Genomic DNA, 17,581 nt, shown 5'->3' with positions numbered 1-17,581 from the left:
ACAGGAGCGCGATCCATGGCCCTGATCTCTCCGTCCCGCCGCCTGCGGCGCACCCCTTTCTCAGACGGCGTCGAAGCCGCTGGGGTCAAAGGGTACACGGTGTACAATCACATGCTGCTACCGACCGTCTTTCGGTCGGTAGAGGAAGACTATCGCCACCTCAAAGACGCAGTGCAAGTCTGGGACGTTGCCTGCGAACGTCAGGTCGAGGTGCGCGGCCCGGATGCGGCCCGTTTAATCCAGATGCTCACCCCGCGTGATCTGTCAAAGATGCAGGATGGGCAGTGTTTCTATGTCCCCATGGTCGACGAGACCGGTGGGATGCTGAACGACCCGGTGGCGGTGAAACTGGACGAGGACCGCTTCTGGATTTCGATTGCAGACAGCGACCTGATCATGTGGGTGAAAGGGCTGGCCTATGGGTTCCGGTTGGACGTTCTGGTGGATGAACCAGACGTCTCGCCCTTGGCCATTCAGGGGCCGAAATCGGACGATCTGGCCGCGGCGGTCTTTGGCGATGCCGTGCGCGACATCCGGTTCTTCCGCTATAAGCGGCTGGAGTTTCAAGGGCGCAACCTGGTCGTGGCGCGCTCGGGCTATTCCAAACAGGGCGGGTTCGAGATCTACGTCGAAGGATCCGATATTGGTATGCCGCTGTGGAATGCTCTGATGGAGGCGGGCAAGAGCATGGATGTGCATGCCGGCTGCCCCAACGGGATCGAGCGCGTCGAAGGCGGGCTTCTGTCCTATGGCAACGACATGACCCGCGAAAACACTCCGCATGAAGCTGGGTTGGGGCGGTTCTGTTCAACCCAAAGCGCCCTTGGCTGCGTGGGGCGTGATGCGTTGTTGCGCGTGGCCAAAGAAGGCCCCGTGCAGCAAGTGCGCGCGATCGAGATTTTGGGTGGTGTGCCGCCATGTGATCGGGCGTGGCCCTTGATGGACGGGGATCGGCAAGTGGGTCAGGTGACCTCGGCCGCGAACTCGCCTGATTTCAATACCGGTGTCGCGATCGGCATGGTGCGGATGACCCATTGGGACACGGGCACCGAGCTTGATGTGATGACACCTGACGGGCCGCGTGCGGCGACCGTCTATGACACTTTTTGGATTTAAGGAGACGACGATGTTCAAGGCACTTGTGATGGAACAGAACGACGAGGGGCTGGCATCCGCGTCGATCAAGGAAATCGGTGAAGATGCGCTGCCCGAGGGCAATGTGACCGTCGCCGTGGAATACTCGACCGTGAACTACAAGGACGGGCTGTGCCTGTCGGCCAAGGGCGGTGGACTGGTGCGCAACTATCCTCACGTACCGGGGATCGACTATGCGGGCACCGTGGAAGCATCGGATGACGACCGCTACAAGCCCGGCGACAAGGTCGTGCTGACCGGTTGGCGTGTGGGCGAAGTATCGTGGGGTGGCTACTCTCAGAAGGCCCGCATCGACGCGGGCAAGTTGGTGCCGCTTCCCGAAGGTCTGACCACCCGTCAGGCAATGGCGGTTGGCACGGCGGGCTTCACCTCGATGCTGGCTGTGATGGCATTGGAGGACCACGGTCTGAAGCCGGGGCAGGGGCCGGTGCTGGTGACCGGGGCTGCCGGCGGCGTTGGTTCGGTTGCCACTGCCATTTTGGCCAATCTGGGCTACGAGGTTGCCGCAGTGACCGGACGTGCCGATCAGGCGGACTATCTGAAGTCGCTGGGCGCCACCACCATCGTTGCCCGTGAAGAGCTGAACGAGACCACCAAACGCCCGCTTGAAGCCGAGACATGGGCCGGCTGCGTAGATGCCGTGGGCGGCGACATGCTGGCGCGTGTACTGGGGCAGATGAAATATGGCGCGTCGGTCTCGGCTGTTGGTCTGGCTGGTGGCGCGCATCTGCCCGCGACCGTCATTCCGTTCCTGCTGCGTGGTGTGAACCTTCTTGGTATCGACAGCGTCATGCAGCCCTATGACAACCGTGTGCGCGCATGGCAACGCATTGCCAGTGACCTGCCGATGGACAAGCTGGACGCCATGATCACCCCTGCGACACTGGAAGACCTTCCCGGACTGGGGGCAGATATCCTAAAAGGGGGTGTCAAAGGTCGTGTCGTGGTGGATGTAAATGCCTAACAAAGATGAGGGGCGCGATCTCGCGTCCCTCGCCAACAAAACGCTGGAAGAAATAGATGGGCAGCGCTGGCCGGTCGCCTGTTGCGTGTCCTATATCGAGGCGACGACGACGTCGCTGCGTAAGAAACCCCTAGGACAATTTACCCCCGAAGACCTGCGCATCATGATCGCGCAGGATATCGGTGCGGATGTGCTGAAGCCCTTTGTGCTTGCGGTCCTGCGAGAAGACCCGATGGCCGAGGGCGATTATTATCCCGGTGATCTGCTGGAAGCAGCGCGTAAGCGCTGGCCGGATGATGCCGAGCTTCAAGCCCTGAAATAGGAAACGGCGCCGGAATGATCCGACGCCGCTTTTTGTTTTCATATTCTGCGTGAGACGTTACTCAGCCGGTTCTGCCTGAGTGCTTGCGTGTTTGTCACGCAGCCCATCGCGGTAGAGCGCCTTGGTCAGCGACACCATCATCAGCCCCATGACAGCCGTAAAGGGAAGCGCTCCGATGATCATCGCGTTTTTCAGCGCGTCCATCGGGTTGTTTTCCCCCGCCGCCAGAAGCAGCGTGCCGATCACGGCGGTCAATACGACACCCCAGACGATGCGGTGCTTGATGCCGGTTTCCTGCTCGCCGCCCGACATGATGGTGTTCATCACAAGGATGCCACTGTCAGCCGAAGTCACAAGGAAGGTCAGGATCAACACAACGCACATGACGGTGATGATCGACAGGAACGGTCCCGAGATCATTTCGCCCAGAGTGACGAAAAGCTTCGAGGTGTTCGAGGCACCGATGATGGCACCTTCCGCTGCGCCGCTCAGCTCCAGATCAATGGCAGTGCCGCCAAGGATGGTCATCCAGGCAAAGCAGACCAGAGCCGGAGCGAATACACAGCCCACGATGAACTCGCGCACCGAACGACCCTTCGAGATGCGGGCCAGGAAAAGGCCTACGAAGGGCGAGAACGCGATCCACCAAGCCCAGTAGAATGTGGTCCAGCCAGCCTGCCAGCCGAACTGACGGGCGGGTTCACCTGCGGCATAGACCTCACGCAGAACGTCTGCGGGCAGGGCGGCTGCGTCGCCTTCCAGACCCGACACGAAGCCGCCATAGCTGCCCCATGCGTTGGTTGCGCCACCTTTCAGGGTGTCTGCCAGCGGTGCGGCTGCTTCGGGCAGGTTCGCCGCGAAATCGCCAGCGGCCTGCGGGCCATAGGCGCCGAAGGACAGTTGCACGATGTGCAGGATATAGTCGATCAGTGCTGCGCCATAGGTGGACATCGCAAAGAAGAACGAACCAAAGACCACGAAGGTCAGAAGCAGTATCAGCGACAGAACCAGGTTCAGGTTCGACAGGTACTTCACCCCACGTCCAACACCCGAGACCGCCGAGATGATCGACAGGCCCATGATGCAGACTAGACCGGTCACTAGACCAACCTTGGCAGGTGCAGGCGCGTCGCCCGACATATCCATCATCCACTCCATGCCAGTGATGGCATACAGGCCGTCAATGAACTGGCTGACACCGAAGCCGATGGTCACCGACACACCCAGAATGGTGGCGACAACGCCCAGAACGTCTACGATATGGCCAAAGAAGCCGTTTACGTATTTGCCGAATAGCGGGGTCAAAGCCGAGCGGATGGTCAGCGGCATGTCACGCGTATAGGCGTAGTAAGCAAGCGACAGGCCGGTCATCACGTAGATGGCCCAAGCGTGGAACCCGTAGTGCAGGAAGGTATAGCGATATCCCGACTGCAGGCTTTCCGGCGTGTTGGGCGCGACATCTCCGGTCAAGATGACGGGGTTTGATCCCCACAGGCCCAGCGGCTCGGCGGTGGCGAAGACCATCAGGCCCACGCCCAGACCGGCACCAAACATCATCGAGAACCACGAAAAGTTCGAAAACTCCGGCTGCTCACCCGGAAGGCCCATCTTGCGTTTGCCGGTGGATGGCAGAATGGCCACGATGGCCAGGAAGAAAAGGAACATGCCTACGATGATAATGTAAAAACTGTTGAACCCTTCAAGAAGGCGCCAGTTCAGGCTGCCGAGGGTGGAATTTGCGTTTGCTGGGAAAACCAGTGCCCAGATCACCAATGCGACCATGATCCCTTTTGAAATCAGCGCAATCGGAAGGCTGTTGCCCTCGTAAAATCCTGACGGTGCCTTCGGAATGTGAAGCTCCGTGAAGGGTGGTTTGATACTCATAATCCCTGTCCTTGGTTGTTTAACCTAGCACACTCGGACGGACCGAATGGCATCTTGTGAGCCTGAAGGACGTGGTTTGAGCGACATTCGTCAAAATGGACAGGATAGTGTTCAGATGCGACAAAATGTCGTTTTTTAACACGTTAAGGAGTCGGATTTTCGGTGTGCTATTGTATGCCAATTCTGGTGTTCTTGACGCCCAAATTCTATCAGTTTAGCCAGATCTTGTCCGTGTTCGCATATGGGCTGCCCGTGGTGTTGGTAAGGCCTCGGGCTGGCTGGAAGACCTGCCAGATCCGGGGTGGCTCTGATCTGATAGGCACCCCCCAAACATGACTAAAGGAGCCGACAATGGCCGAACTGGACATCAACTGGGTGCGCGCGCAATTTCCCGCCTTTTCCGAACCGTCGTTGCAGGGACAGGCGTTTTTCGAGAACGCCGGCGGGTCGTATACCTGCAAGCCCGTGATTGACCGCCTGACCCGATATTACACGCAGCGCAAGGTTCAGCCCTATGCACCTTACGAGGCATCACGTCTGGCGGGCGAGGAAATGGACGAGGCGCGTGCCCGCCTCGCGGCCATGATGGGTGTGGACACCGACGAGCTGTCCTTTGGGCCGTCGACCACGCAGAACACTTATGTATTGGCACAAGCGTTCCGCCAGCATCTCTCGCCGGGGGATGCGATTGTGGTCACCAATCAGGATCACGAGGCAAACTCTGGCCCGTGGAGGCGTCTGGACGACGAGGGGTTCGAGGTCCGCGAATGGCAGATCGACCCCGAAACTGGCCATCTGGATCTGGCGGCGCTTGATGATCTATTGGGCGACGGGAAAGTGAAGCTGGTCTGCTTCCCGCATTGCTCGAACGTGGTGGGCGAGATCAATGATGTGAAAGCGATATGCGCCAAGGCCCGTGCGGCAGGAGCCTATAGCTGCGTTGATGGCGTCAGTTATGCCCCGCATGGCTTTGTGAACGTGGATGATCTGGGTGCAGATATCTATCTGTTCTCGGCCTACAAAACCTATGGCCCGCATCAGGGCATCATGGTGATCCGCCGCGCGTTGGGCGAGGTTCTGCCCAATCAGGCGCATTATTTCAACGCGGACAGTTTGTATAAGCGCTTTACCCCCGCTGGCCCGGACCACGCTCAGGTCGCGGCCTCGGCCGGGATGGCGGATTATATGGAGGCACTGGCGACGCATCATGGGGCGGCTGGAACCCCGGCAGAGCTGGCCGCCGCGGCCCACACTCTGATGCGCGATCATGAGGTGACACTGCTGCAACCGCTTCTGGACTACGCCACAGCCAAGAACTCGGTCCGATTGCTGGGTCCGTCGGTGGCGGCTAAACGGGCACCGACCGTATCACTGGCCTCGGCCATTCCGGGCGAGGATCTGGCTGCCGCGCTGGCCCCGAAAGGTATCATGGCGGGCGGCGGTGACTTCTATGCTGTGCGGGCGCTTGAGGCACAGAGTGTTGATCCTGCGCACGGTGTCCTGCGCGTCAGCTTCACGCATTACACAACCGCCGATGAGGTCGCCAAGCTGATCGACGCTCTAGATCAAGTGCTCTGAAACATCATTGGGCTGCCCCGGTCGTACCGGCCGGGGCTTTGCCTTTAATACTGCAATTGCAAAGCACTATTCCGCAGCTGCACAGCAGCACTCTTGCCAGCTCACCCATGCCCGACATAGCCTTTTAGCAGTTTTTCGATGCTTCAGGGGTGTGACATGATCCTGACCGAGACCAAAGACCAAAGCGATCTGCCGCGCTATTTCGCGCAAGTGTTTGCGATCGCCAAACGAATGAATAAAGGGCGACTGGACTTCGTCATGCCCGACGGACGTCGGTTTCGGGCGGAAGCGGCGCTGCCCGGTTATGTGGCCGAGCTTCGCGTCCATGACCCGGATGTTTTCGCCCGCCTGATCCGCGAAGGTGACCTTGGTTTTTGCGATTCCTACATCGAGGGTGGCTGGTCGACGCCAGACCTGCAGGCCTTTTTGGATCTGGTGCAGGACGACAATGACATGATCTATGACGGGTTTCCCGGTCAGATCTTCCTGCGCGCGTATGAGCGTCTGCGCCATCTGATGCGCGCCAACACCAAGAAACAGGCAAAAAAGAACATCTCGGCCCATTACGATTTGGGCAACGATTTCTATCAGGCGTGGCTGGATGACACGATGACCTATTCCTCGGCTTTGTTCCGCACGGGGCAGGAAAGTCTTGAGCGTGCTCAGGAGAAAAAATATGCGTCCATGATCGACGAGATGGGCGTGGGGCCGGGGGATCACGTGCTGGAGATCGGCTGCGGCTGGGGCGGCTTTGCCGAACATGCCGCGCGCAAAGGGATCCGCGTGACCGGGCTGACCATCAGCCAAGAGCAACATGATTTCGCGGTCGAGCGCCTAAGGCGTGCGGGGCTGTCCGACATGGTCGACATCAAGATGCAGGATTACCGCGATGAGACCGGCCAATATGACGGCATCGCCTCGATCGAGATGTTCGAGGCGGTCGGCGAGAAATACTGGCCGATCTATTTCGAGACGGTGAAATCCTGCCTGAAGCCTGGCGCGAAGGCGACGCTTCAGATCATCACCATCGCCGAGCGCAGGTTCGACGACTATCGAAAGGGCGTTGATTTCATACAGAAATACATCTTCCCGGGCGGCATGTTGCCCTCGAAAACTGTGCTTCAGGACGAAGTGGCACGCGCTGGGCTGGACACAGAAAACCGGATCGAATTTGGCGAAAGCTACTCGGTCACCTTGCGCCGTTGGTTTGACCGTTTCAATGACAGCTGGGGTAAAATCGCACCGATGGGATTTGATGACAAGTTTCGCCGGATGTGGAATTTCTATCTGACATCCTGTGCTGCGGCATTTCATGCCGGAAGCTGTGATGTGGTTCAGTTGACCGTTGCGCGACGGTCTGGATAATTCTGTTTTACTGTCATGCTTTACGCCCTAATATGGCCATAAGCAGATCTTAACGATTTGGTAAGAACGACCACTCACCTTGAATATGGAAAGCCTATGCCCACAGCTGCAAAACTAATCTCTGCACTTATTTTGGCTGCTGTCGGGTGGATGTGCGGGGAGCTGGTCAAACCCCTGATGCCCGAGGGCAGGGACCTGTCCTATCTGTCGCCCACGACAGCTATTTCTGGGTTGATTGTTGGGTGGTTCTACTTGGGACCGCGCGCGGATAAGGGGCTTGGTTCGTCAGGAGCGAACGCCGGGACGACGCTGTTTGTGCAGGTCTTTGTTACCCTGTTCGCGTTCTCATTTTCCCAGATGATCAGCAACTCACTGCGCAAACGGTATGAAGGGCCGATTGAGGCATTGCAGGATATTTTCATCATCGGTTTTGATATGGTGGTCGAGTACACAACCGCCGAGATCGCGGCGGTCGCAATCCTCGGTACTTTTGTTGCCTCATCTTCTGCCTTTTACGCGGCCCGTAAATGGGGATAGTGCCTTTGTATGTGACGTTCCGCATACAGATGTGAAAGGGATTCTGTGAACTCGTTGTTTTTCTATGGCACTTTGTGCTATCACCCGCTCTTGGATTTGGTGTTGGGGGGCGAAAGCACCTGCCGCATCAGTCCTGCGACGTTATCAGGCCATGTCGCAAATTGGGTTAAAAATCAGCCCTTTCCGATGATTTCTGAAAGTGATGAAACGGCGCGGTTAAGCGGCCTGTTGGTGCAAAACCTTTCGGATCAAGACGTGGCGCGGCTGAACTTTTACGAGGGCGGGTTTGACTATGCTCTGGAAGATGTCGTGGTGCAGGTTGCGCCGAACGGCACGCAGGTCCAGACGCAGGTTTACTTCCCGACGCCCGGTTTGTGGACACCCGGAGCCGTTTGGAACCTGAGCGACTGGGAAGCGCAGTTTGGCGTCATGACGGTCGAAGCGGCGAAAGAAGTCATGGACGGTTTTGGGCATGTCTCGCCGGAGGAAATCGCACGACGGTTCCCGATGATCCGGACTCGAGCGGCCAGCCGGGTGCGTGCGCGGGCCGAACCGGCCCCGACGACCTTGCGCGCGGATTACGGGGCGCAGGATGTTGACGTTAGAAACCAAAGCCACCCCTATGCCAAGTTCTTCACCTTGGAAGAGCAGGAGCTGTCCTTTCGCAAATACTCGGGCGAGATGAGCCCGGTTGTCGACCGAGCCGCCTTCGTCGGCGGGGACGCGGTGATCGTGCTGCCCTATGATCCCGTACGCGACCGCGTGTTGGTGATCGAGCAGTTCCGCATTGGCCCACAGGTTCGCGGGGACGTGCATCCGTGGATTCTGGAACCCATCGCAGGGCGGATCGACGGGGGCGAGGTGCCCGAAGACTGCGCGCGCCGTGAAGCGATGGAGGAGGCCGGGCTTACGCTGAAACGCCTGATCCCGTTGACCCCGCATTACCCAAGCCCCGGCGCGAATACTGAATTCTTTTATCCCTTTATTGCCTTGTGTGATCTACCCGATGACGCAGGCGGTATCGGAGGTGTCGAGAGCGAGGTCGAGGACATCCGCAGCCACGTCATCCCTTTTGATCGCCTGATGGAACTGATCACTTCGGGCGAGGCAAACGTGGGTCCGCTGATCCTTGCAGCCTTCTGGCTGGCGGCAAATCGGCAGGACTTGCGCACGCATTCGTGATGCTCGGCCCTTGAACCGCCTATTGTCAGGTCATACAGATGGTAGAAACGACGCGCGATAAAGGGCTGAAAAATGGACATCAAACGCGATCTCGAAGCAACCGTGGGCAACACGCCCCTGATCCGGCTGAATGCAGCCTCTGACGCGACGGGCTGCGAAATTCTGGGCAAGGCCGAATTTATGAACCCGGGCCAGTCCGTTAAGGACCGCGCAGCACTGTTCATCATCCGTGATGCGGTGGCGCGTGGCGCGCTGAAACCGGGCGGGACGATCGTCGAAGGCACGGCTGGCAACACCGGGATCGGCCTTGCGTTGGTCGGCGCTTCGATGGGTTTCAAAACGGTTATCGTGATCCCGGAAACCCAGTCCGAGGAAAAGAAAGACATGATCCGTCTTGCTGGGGCCGAACTGGTTCAGGTGCCTGCTGTTCCTTACAAGAACCCCAACAACTACGTGCACTACTCGCGCCGTCTGGCCGAAAAGCTGAACGAAAGCGAACCGGCGGGCGCGATCTGGGCCAACCAGTTTGACAACGTCGCCAACCGTCAGGCGCATATCGAAGGCACCGGCCCCGAGATCTGGACACAGACCGATGGTAAGGTGGATGGCTTCACCTGTGCGGTCGGCTCGGGCGGCACGCTGGCTGGTGTCGGCATGGCGCTGCAGCCCAAAGGCGTGAAAGTCGCGCTGAGCGATCCAATGGGTTCGGGCCTCTTTTCGCTCTATGAAACCGGCACCGCCGCACCCGAAGGTGGTTCGATCACGGAAGGGATCGGGCAGGGGCGCATCACCGCGAACCTTGAGGGCTTCACGCCCGACATGCGGTTCCAGATCCCTGACGACGAAGCGCTGCCGGTGATTTTCGACCTGCTGCAGGATGAAGGCCTGTGCCTTGGTGGCTCGTCCGGCATCAACGTGGCCGGCGCCATGCGCATGGCGCGTGAAATGGGGCCGGGCCACACGATTGTGACCGTTCTGTGCGACTATGGCACGCGCTATCAGTCGAAACTGTTCAACCCGGACTTCCTGCGTGAGAAAGGCCTTCCGATCCCCACTTGGCTGGATCGTGAACCCGCCTTCATGCCTGAGGTGTTCGAGGATAGCTAATGACCTCTGATCTGCGCCGTTCGACGCTGCCCACCCGGTTCCTTTGGCTGATGCGGGTGTGGCTGTGCGCCGCGCTGCTGTTGGTACCCCTTGGTGCCAGCGCGCAAGACGCAGAGACCAGCACGGACGCACCCAGCTATGTCCTGACCAAAAGCGGCGCACCAGATTATCTGGCGTGGTCGCGCGTGGCCGAGCGGGGCGAACGCGTGCTGGAAATCGGGCGCGCCTCGGATCAGGCGCTGAGTGAGTTGCGCGGTGAAATCGACCAATGGCGCGGGCTGTTTAAATCCGCGCAGGACGAGAACTCGATCCGCATCGACACGCTAAAGACGCAGTTGGCCACATTGGGTCCCGAGCCGGAAGATCCCGGTACCGAAGGGGCAGTGCTGACCCAACGCCGGGCAGAGCTGTCCGAAGAGTTGAGCAAGGCACAGGCGCCCGTAAAGGAAGCCGAAGAGGCCTATGCCCGCGCTGACCTTTTGATCCGTGAGATCGACAGCGTTTTGCGCACGCGCCAGACCGATCAGCTGTTGGAACTCGGTCCGACGCCCTTGAACCCGGCGGCGTGGCCCTCGGCGCTGGCGTCGTTGAAACAGACCTTCTCGACCGCACTGTCCGAGATGCGCAATGCTTGGGGCAGTGATGCTCAGCGGCGCGATTTGCAGGCAGATTTGCCACTGACGCTGGTCCTGTTGGCCGTCGGTTTGGTGTTGCTGTCGCGCTCGCGGAGTTGGTTGATCCGGGTGGGCAACCGCCTGCGTCAGATGCGTAAGGGGCCATCGCGCGGAGTGGTTGGCTTTGTCATTTCGCTGGGGCAGGTGATCGCGCCGATGTTGGGGCTGTTTGCCTTCCTAATCGCACTGAACCTTGCGGGCGTGCTTGGCTTGCGTGGACAGGTGATCGCGGATGCGCTGCCAGCGGCGGGTCTGCTGTTCTTCGTCGCGCTGTGGATCGGCACCCGGATTTTCGGCGCAGAGCCAGCACATGCCTCGCTTTACCTGCCGACCCCGGCCTTACGGGCAGAGGCGCGCATCGACGTCACGCTGCTGGGTTTGCTGCTGGGCGTTCTGTCCGTGCTGCGCGACATTGGCGCCGCCGAGAGCTATTCAAGCAGCACCAATGCGGTTCTGGCTTTCCCTTTCCTCGTAGGGGCCGGTGTCCTTTTGGTGCGACTGGGACGTCTGCTGCGCCGTCAGCTTGGCGCACACGCGTCAAGCACGCAGAGCGCGTTTAGAACGCGGACCATCGCGACCATTGGCCGGATTTGCGAGCTTGTTGGTTTCGTAGCGCCCATAGCCACCGCTGTCGGGTATTCCAAACTGTCCGAGGCCCTGCTGATCCCGACCATCCTGACGCTGGGTGTTCTGGCGGTGCTCGAGATCCTGAATGCCTTCATCAAGGCTGTTTATGCCACGGTCTTCCGCGCGGATAACGAGACGGCGGATCAAGCGTTGCTGCCTGTAATCATCAGCTTCTGTCTGCTTCTGGGGGCGATCCCCTTGCTGGCCTTGATCTGGGGCGCGCGGTCGACGGATCTGCTGGAGCTTTGGACACGTTTCTTGAACGGGTTCCAGATGGGGGATGCCCGGATCACCCCGCGCGCCTTTATGATCTTCGCGGCGATTTTCCTTGTGGGCTACGGCGCGACTCGCGCACTTCAATCGGCCCTGCGCAGCACCATCCTGCCCAAAACCAAACTGGACAAGGGTGGACAGAACGCGATTGCCGTGGGCACGGGCTATGTCGGGATTTTTCTGGCAGCTGTCATCGCAATTACGGGGGCGGGGATCGACCTCAGCTCGATCGCGATTATTGCGGGTGCGCTGTCCGTTGGTATCGGCTTTGGCCTGCAAACCATCGTGTCGAATTTCGTGTCGGGCATCATCCTACTGATTGAGCGCCCCATTTCCGAAGGGGATTGGATCGAGGTGAACGGACAGATGGGCTATGTGCGCGACATCTCGGTCCGCGCCACCCGGATCGAGACGTTCGACCGGTCGGACGTGATCTTACCCAACTCGGACCTCGTGTCAGGCGTCGTCACGAACTACACACGTGGCAACTCGATCGGGCGGGTGATCATCCCGGTGGGCGTGGCCTATGGCACGGATACGCGGCGCGTGGAAACCATTCTGCGCGAGATCGCCGAGGCGCATCCGATGGTGACGGTCAATCCAGCCCCGTCCGTGGTGTTTCAGGGGTTTGGCGCAGACAGCCTTGACTTCGAGATCCGCGCCATTCTGTCGGACGTGAACTTCATGCTGTCCGTGAAAAGCGAGATCAACCACGAGATCGCCCGCCGCTTCGTCGAAGACGGGATCGAGATCCCCTTTGCGCAGCGCGACATTTGGCTGCGCAATCCCGAGGCGCTGACTGGGGCTGCAACAGCGCCGGTGGTGACGGCGGCAGAACCTGCACAAAAACTGAACCGAGATGCCATGACCGTCGAGGATCTGGATGGGGAAGGAGAAGGCGATGAGTAAGCCGCTGTTTCAAGAAGACGCGTACATGACCGAGGCACAGGGGTGCGTTCTGTCTCACACAGATCAAGGTGGCGTGGTTCTGGATCAAAGCCTGTTCTATGCGACCGGCGGCGGACAACCCGGGGACCGGGGGCAATTGACATGGGACGGCGGGCAGATGGGCGTTGCCACTACCGTAAAAGGCGAGGGCGGCGCGATTGTTCTGGTGCCCACAGATGGGCAGGGGCTGCCGCCTGTCGGGGCGGATGTTACCCAACAGCTCGATTGGGATCTGCGTCTGCGCCATATGCGCATGCACACAGCGCTGCATCTGTTGTCGGTCGTGATCCCGCTGCCGGTGACGGGTGGTCAGATCGGGGCCGAGAAGTCGCGCCTTGATTTCGCGATGGAGCATCCGCTGGAGGACAAACAGGCGGTCGAGGATATGCTGAACGACCTGATCGCCCGCGATCTTGAGGTCACCACCCGCTGGATTTCCGATGCCGAGCTTGAGGCCAATCCCGGTCTGGTCAAGACCATGTCGGTGCAGCCTCCGAAAGGGGCGGGGCAGGTCCGGTTAGTGCGGATCGGAACCAAGGACGAGCAAGTGGACCTACAACCCTGTGGTGGCACGCATGTCCTGCGCACGACCGAGATTGGTCGCGTCCGTCTTGGAAAGGTCGAGAAAAAGGGTCGCGTGAATCGGCGTGTCGCCTTGCATCTGGACAGCTAGTTCTGCCGCGCGGGATTGGCCCTGACGGGCCGCACCCGCTTGGCGATGGCCGTAGCAAGCTGCGGCAGATTCCAGGCCTCCGGCGGGGATATTTCTGGCAAGAAAATGCCTCGAGCGAGGCCTCATTGGGTAGGGTGTAGTTATTCGCGTCACCAGCAGTGAAAAGTGACAAAGACCGCTTGAACCTTGAAGCACTTCCGAATAACAACGTCGGCGGAGCGGTGGCCGAGTGGTCGAAGGCGCACGCCTGGAAAGTGTGTAGGCGGGGAACCGTCTCGAGGGTTCGAATCCCTTCCGCTCCGCCACCCACCCCTGCCTCAGGTTTCCCTGAAGAATTGGTTTTGATTGCTGCCGTCAATTCAGGCAGTTGTGTGTGGGGGGGCCTTTGAGACTCACCGTCGATCGGAATTCCCCTGTTCATTCTCAGAAGTCTCAGAGCCCCAAATGTGACGGTGGGGAATGGACAGGAGTTTCTCTGACAGGGGGGGATTTACAGGGAATTTTGTAAGTAATCGGTGATTTGGAACTAATGGTGGCGATTTAACTGCAGGGATAACAATGGATTACGCACCAAATTCCCTAAACGTCGGAACAGGGAATTCGAATTCAATATCAGGGAAAGTGTGGGCTAGGAACAGGGAAGCCTGGCGCGGTATCAGGGAGCGGGGATTTCAGGCGAATCCGAGCAAGCGTTCCTGGGCGGACCAATCTAAGGGAAGCGTGGTGCGCACGAGGGCCAGAGGCAGAATACGGGCGACATAGCTTTCTGACATGGAAACCTTGGTGGCCACCGCTCGGATGGATATGCCACTCTTCATCCCGGCGCCACGTCGCCGGATGGTGATCCTTTTGATCTGAGCCTCATAGTGGGTGCGAATGACCGCCCCGAAGCCGTTCTGCGCGTCAACGTATGCGATGATGTCAAAAGGCAGTCCCCCTTTGCCCAAGGGAGGCCAGTGACCCGCATTCTTCCAGCACCATGGTTGTCTCTGCAAAGGCCAAACTAATCTGCGCGCGGTCTGTGTCGGTCATGCGGGCAGTGCCGCTCGGAATGAGGGGCAAGTCCAGTCGATTAGTCACAGGGCTGCAATTGAGGCATTGCCTCGGTATGAGGTCGCCGTGTAGGGGAGGGCGATCCAAAAGGGCAGGATGCGGTTGTTCGCTGCGTGTGCACGGCCTTGAACCGTTCCCGAGTTGGTGGACGTTAGTAAATTGCCATGGATGCTATCGCTCTCACATAGCCGCCAATGTATGCTCCAAGCCGTTGCGAATATGCTCTTCGAGAAGCTGTTTGGCTTTGCTCGCGTCCCGGGCCAGCGCCGCGTCAAACATCGCCTTGTGTTCGACTACCGCTTCTTCGCCGCGATAGGTCAGGACCAGCATCTGGTATCGCAGGTATTTGTCGTAGAGTGTCGAGTGGAGCGAGAGCAGGTTTTTGGAGTTGCAGGCCTCGATCATGGCCAAGTGGAATTCCCAGTCATAGCGCTTCCACATCTCTTTCTCGGAATGGTCACCCGCGAGCATACGTTGTTCCATCAGGTGTAGCTTGTGATGGGCGGCGACCAGATTGCCTTCCCAGTCGGTGTCTCCGTTCTTGATCGATTGTTCCAGCGCGTGACATTCCAGAAGAACGCGCAGCTCGGTGATTTCGATCAGATCTTCGCGGGACACGGGGGTTACAAAGAAGCCGCGTTGTTCGGGAGCTTCAACGAACCCTTCGCTGGCGAGGCGGTTCAAGGTTTCGCGCAAGGTCGATGAACTCGCCGAGTAGCGCTGCTTCAGTGCCTCGAGCTTCAATTTAGCGCCTGGGTTCAGCTCGCCAAAGATGATGTCGTGCTTGATGCGCTGATAGGTGCTCGATCCGACGGTGGCGATCGGTTTGTTCATCTTTTTGTCCGGTTTTTTCTGCTTTTCCATTTTTAATACCATTTTGAGGATATGGTCACAATAACTCAATAAATCCGTTAAAACAAAAAATATCAGATATTATTGCAAATCGCGCCGACGCCCCCTAGGGTGATGTGACGACGCCGGCGACTCTGTCCGGTTAATGAAATTCAGGCGCGACTGCGCCTCTAGGGGGGACTGTCCCGGTGGAGACTGTTCAAATTGCAATCGCTGGAGTGGGTCTTGTTGGGCGACGCCATGCGGATGCCATCAATCAACTGAAGCACGTGACCCTGTCCGGTGTGGTGGATCCTAGCGACGAAGGGCGCGCCTTCGCGCAAGACAGGGGCGTACCGTGCTTTGACACGCTGGAAGAGCTGTTTGCTGCGCAAACGCCAGATGGGCTTGTTCTGGCAACGCCCACGCCGCTTCATGTGGCGCAGGGGCTTGAAGCTGTTGGCCACGGTTGCCCGGTATTGATCGAAAAGCCTTTGGCGACCTCGGCCCGCGAAGCGCGGACGCTTGTTGAGCAGGCAGAAGAAAAGGATGTGCCCATTCTTGTCGGCCATCACCGACGTCACAACCCGCTGATCCGCAAGGCGCACGAGGTTGTCTCGACAGGCGGGATCGGTGAGGTGCGCGCGGTGCATGTCAATTGCTGGTTCTACAAGCCTGACCACTATTTCGATGAAGCGCCGTGGCGCAAGAAGGCCGGAGCCGGGCCGATCTCGGTCAATCTGGCACATGATGTGGATTTGATCCGCCATCTGTGCGGCGAAGTTCAAAGCGTTCAGGCGCAGTCTGCGCCGTCAATGCGTGGGTTCGAGAACGAGGACGTCGCAGCAGCAGTCCTGCAGTTTGAAAACGGTGCCATTGGAACCATCACGGTGTCCGACAGCATTGTGGCGCCTTGGAGCTGGGAGTTGACCTCGAACGAGTACCCGATTTACCCGCCGACGCCCGAGAGCTGCTATATGATTGGTGGTGCGCATGGATCGCTGTCTGTCCCCGATCTTCGCCTATGGAAACATCAGGATGGAAAGCGCGACTGGTGGACGCCGATTGCGGCGACGACGCTGATCCGAGAGGCTTCGGATCCGCTGGTCAACCAGATGCACCATTTTGCAGATGTCATCGCCGGAATGGCCGCGCCGCTGGTGTCCGGACGCGAGGGTTTGCGTACCCTTAAAGTGCTGGAAGCCATCCAAGCGGCCTGCAAAACCGGCAATATCGTCGAAATTCATCCCGGGCAAGATATTGAAATCGAACGAGAATACTCTGTTACAGGATAAAATATCAGATATTTTGCAAAAAATATTGCAAAATATCCAAAATCAGGCAAAACTTGCTATCGAGCTGATCAATGCGATATTCAGGGAGGAAAATCATGATCACCAAACTTACACGCCGCGCGGCGATTTCTGCCATCGTAGCGGCAGGCGTTGTTGCGGGCACATCGGGTGCCAGCTTCGCGGCCGATAAAATTCAACTGCGTCTGGCAACCTCGGGTTCGGAAACGGACCAGCGTTCGGTTGCGATGGCCGAGGTCTTTGGCCCGATGGTTGCGGACTTCGTGGACTATCAGCCCAGCTATAACGGCACCATCTTCGCACAGGGCACCGAGCTTGACGCCATCTCGCGCGGGAACCTTGAAATGTCGATCGCTTCGGCGCAGGAACTGGCACAGTTCTTTCCCGAGTTCTCGATCTTTGCGACCGGCTATGTCCATCAGGACGCTGCCCACCAGGTTGCCGTGTTCAACGATCCGCTGATGGATCCGTTCAAAGCCAAGGTGGAAGACGAGCTGGGTATCAAGCTGCTGTCAGTCATGTATCTGGGCCGTCGTCAGGTGAACTTGCGCCAGTCGAAAGATGAGCTGACCGTCATGACCCCCGCTGACCTTGCAGGCGTTAACTTGCGTATGCCGGGTACGGATGCATGGCAGTTCCTGGGTGCCGCCCTAGGTGCAGCGCCGACCCCGATGGCGTTCTCGGAAGTCTATACCGGTCTGTCGACCGGCGCCGTGGATGGGCAGGACAACCCGTTGCCGACCGTTGTGGACAAGAAGTTCTACGAGGTGACCAAGCAGATCGTTCTGACGTCGCACCTTGTTGACCTCAACTACATCGCGATGTCGAAAGCTGTCTGGGATGGCATGTCGGCTGACCAGCAGGCCACTGTTCAGAAAGCCGCCGATGCTGCCGCCGAAAGCGGCCGCGCCAAGCAGCTTGAACTGGAAGGAAGCCTTGTGTCCTTCTTGGAAGAACAGGGCATGTCGGTTTACGAACCTGATCTGGAAGCCTTCCGTACCCACGTGCAGGCACAGTATGTTGGGTCCGAGTTCGCAGCCAGCTGGCCTGAAGGCGTGCTTGAGAAGATCAACGCACTGGGCAACTAAGTCAAAC

The 17,581-nt window shown here is 58.8% G+C and carries 14 protein-coding genes and 1 tRNA gene; 13 read left to right on the top strand and 2 right to left on the bottom strand.

Features of this window, described 5'->3' with window-relative positions:
- Positions 1-15: 15 nt before the first annotated feature.
- Genes G0Q00_RS03660 through G0Q00_RS03650 form a run of 3 tightly spaced genes read left to right on the top strand, consistent with a single transcriptional unit; the run spans position 16 to position 2,441 of the window.
- On the top strand, positions 16-1,116 hold the full coding sequence (locus G0Q00_RS03660) for a dimethylsulfoniopropionate demethylase (RefSeq protein WP_163036496.1): 1,101 nt from the start codon (positions 16-18) through the stop codon (positions 1,114-1,116).
- A 10-nt stretch (positions 1,117-1,126) separates the two neighbouring features.
- On the top strand, positions 1,127-2,119 hold the full coding sequence (gene acuI / locus G0Q00_RS03655) for an acryloyl-CoA reductase (protein WP_163036494.1): 993 nt from the start codon (positions 1,127-1,129) through the stop codon (positions 2,117-2,119).
- On the top strand, positions 2,112-2,441 hold the full coding sequence (locus G0Q00_RS03650) for a contact-dependent growth inhibition system immunity protein (protein ID WP_163036492.1): 330 nt from the start codon (positions 2,112-2,114) through the stop codon (positions 2,439-2,441). The genes acuI and G0Q00_RS03650 overlap by 8 nt, the downstream gene beginning before the upstream one ends.
- A 57-nt stretch (positions 2,442-2,498) precedes the next feature.
- Here G0Q00_RS03650 and G0Q00_RS03645 read toward each other — a convergent pair whose 3' ends face one another.
- Entirely contained in the window at positions 2,499-4,325 is a 1,827-nt protein-coding gene (locus G0Q00_RS03645) for a BCCT family transporter (RefSeq protein ID WP_163036490.1), read from the bottom strand.
- Positions 4,326-4,676: 351 nt separating this feature from the next.
- Between G0Q00_RS03645 and G0Q00_RS03640 the strand changes: the two genes are divergently transcribed.
- The 8 genes from G0Q00_RS03640 to G0Q00_RS03605 all read left to right on the top strand — a co-directional run bounded on the left by G0Q00_RS03640 (position 4,677) and on the right by G0Q00_RS03605 (position 13,594).
- Positions 4,677-5,903, top strand: a complete 1,227-nt coding sequence (locus G0Q00_RS03640; RefSeq protein WP_163036488.1) for an aminotransferase class V-fold PLP-dependent enzyme — start codon at positions 4,677-4,679, stop codon at positions 5,901-5,903.
- 156 nt (positions 5,904-6,059) lie between these two features.
- Complete coding sequence (locus G0Q00_RS03635) at positions 6,060-7,268, top strand: cyclopropane-fatty-acyl-phospholipid synthase family protein (protein ID WP_163036486.1); 1,209 nt, start codon at positions 6,060-6,062, stop codon at positions 7,266-7,268.
- 96 nt (positions 7,269-7,364) lie between these two features.
- Positions 7,365-7,805 (top strand): TrgA family protein, encoded by a 441-nt coding sequence (locus tag G0Q00_RS03630; protein WP_163036484.1) that lies wholly within the window; start codon positions 7,365-7,367, stop codon positions 7,803-7,805.
- A gap of 45 nt (positions 7,806-7,850) precedes the next feature.
- Positions 7,851-8,987 (top strand): NUDIX domain-containing protein, encoded by a 1,137-nt coding sequence (locus G0Q00_RS03625; protein ID WP_163036482.1) that lies wholly within the window; start codon positions 7,851-7,853, stop codon positions 8,985-8,987.
- A 72-nt stretch (positions 8,988-9,059) separates the two neighbouring features.
- A complete protein-coding gene (locus G0Q00_RS03620; RefSeq protein WP_163036480.1) occupies positions 9,060-10,094 on the top strand; it encodes a cysteine synthase A in 1,035 nt (344 codons plus the stop codon).
- Positions 10,094-12,577, top strand: coding sequence for a DUF3772 domain-containing protein (locus G0Q00_RS03615; RefSeq protein WP_163036478.1), 2,484 nt, complete (start codon positions 10,094-10,096; stop codon positions 12,575-12,577). The genes G0Q00_RS03620 and G0Q00_RS03615 overlap by 1 nt, the downstream gene beginning before the upstream one ends.
- The gene (locus tag G0Q00_RS03610; protein ID WP_163036476.1) at positions 12,570-13,289 is read left to right on the top strand and encodes an alanyl-tRNA editing protein; all 720 of its coding nucleotides are present in this window, start codon (positions 12,570-12,572) and stop codon (positions 13,287-13,289) included. The genes G0Q00_RS03615 and G0Q00_RS03610 overlap by 8 nt, the downstream gene beginning before the upstream one ends.
- A 215-nt stretch (positions 13,290-13,504) precedes the next feature.
- Positions 13,505-13,594, top strand: a tRNA-Ser gene (locus G0Q00_RS03605).
- 928 nt (positions 13,595-14,522) lie between these two features.
- Here G0Q00_RS03605 and G0Q00_RS03600 read toward each other — a convergent pair.
- Positions 14,523-15,176 carry a GntR family transcriptional regulator gene (locus G0Q00_RS03600; protein WP_163036474.1) on the bottom strand — a complete coding sequence of 218 codons (654 nt, stop codon included), beginning with the start codon at positions 15,174-15,176 and terminating at the stop codon, positions 14,523-14,525.
- A 206-nt stretch (positions 15,177-15,382) separates the two neighbouring features.
- Between G0Q00_RS03600 and G0Q00_RS03595 the strand changes: the two genes are divergently transcribed.
- Positions 15,383-16,468, top strand: a complete 1,086-nt coding sequence (locus G0Q00_RS03595) for a Gfo/Idh/MocA family protein (protein ID WP_370458529.1) — start codon at positions 15,383-15,385, stop codon at positions 16,466-16,468.
- A 95-nt stretch (positions 16,469-16,563) separates the two neighbouring features.
- Positions 16,564-17,574, top strand: a complete 1,011-nt coding sequence (dctP, locus tag G0Q00_RS03590; protein ID WP_163036472.1) for a TRAP transporter substrate-binding protein DctP — start codon at positions 16,564-16,566, stop codon at positions 17,572-17,574.
- The last annotated feature ends 7 nt before the right edge of the window (positions 17,575-17,581 follow it).

The organism is Aliiroseovarius sp. PrR006 (assembly GCF_010500215.1).
Lineage (GTDB): Bacteria > Pseudomonadota > Alphaproteobacteria > Rhodobacterales > Rhodobacteraceae > Aliiroseovarius.
The sequence above is the reverse complement of the archived record's forward strand: the minus strand, read 5'-3'. Positions and strand labels throughout refer to the sequence as shown.

Coding starts and splice junctions, on each gene's coding strand:
- G0Q00_RS03620 (WP_163036480.1), top strand. CDS start 9,060: ATGGACATCAAACGCGATCTCGAAGCAACCGTGGGCAACACGCCCCTG.
- G0Q00_RS03615 (WP_163036478.1), top strand. CDS start 10,094: ATGACCTCTGATCTGCGCCGTTCGACGCTGCCCACCCGGTTCCTTTGG.
- G0Q00_RS03635 (WP_163036486.1), top strand. CDS start 6,060: ATGATCCTGACCGAGACCAAAGACCAAAGCGATCTGCCGCGCTATTTC.
- G0Q00_RS03650 (WP_163036492.1), top strand. CDS start 2,112: ATGCCTAACAAAGATGAGGGGCGCGATCTCGCGTCCCTCGCCAACAAA.
- G0Q00_RS03630 (WP_163036484.1), top strand. CDS start 7,365: ATGCCCACAGCTGCAAAACTAATCTCTGCACTTATTTTGGCTGCTGTC.
- G0Q00_RS03660 (WP_163036496.1), top strand. CDS start 16: ATGGCCCTGATCTCTCCGTCCCGCCGCCTGCGGCGCACCCCTTTCTCA.
- G0Q00_RS03640 (WP_163036488.1), top strand. CDS start 4,677: ATGGCCGAACTGGACATCAACTGGGTGCGCGCGCAATTTCCCGCCTTT.
- G0Q00_RS03645 (WP_163036490.1), bottom strand. CDS start 4,325: ATGAGTATCAAACCACCCTTCACGGAGCTTCACATTCCGAAGGCACCG.
- G0Q00_RS03610 (WP_163036476.1), top strand. CDS start 12,570: ATGAGTAAGCCGCTGTTTCAAGAAGACGCGTACATGACCGAGGCACAG.
- dctP (WP_163036472.1), top strand. CDS start 16,564: ATGATCACCAAACTTACACGCCGCGCGGCGATTTCTGCCATCGTAGCG.
- acuI (WP_163036494.1), top strand. CDS start 1,127: ATGTTCAAGGCACTTGTGATGGAACAGAACGACGAGGGGCTGGCATCC.
- G0Q00_RS03600 (WP_163036474.1), bottom strand. CDS start 15,176: ATGAACAAACCGATCGCCACCGTCGGATCGAGCACCTATCAGCGCATC.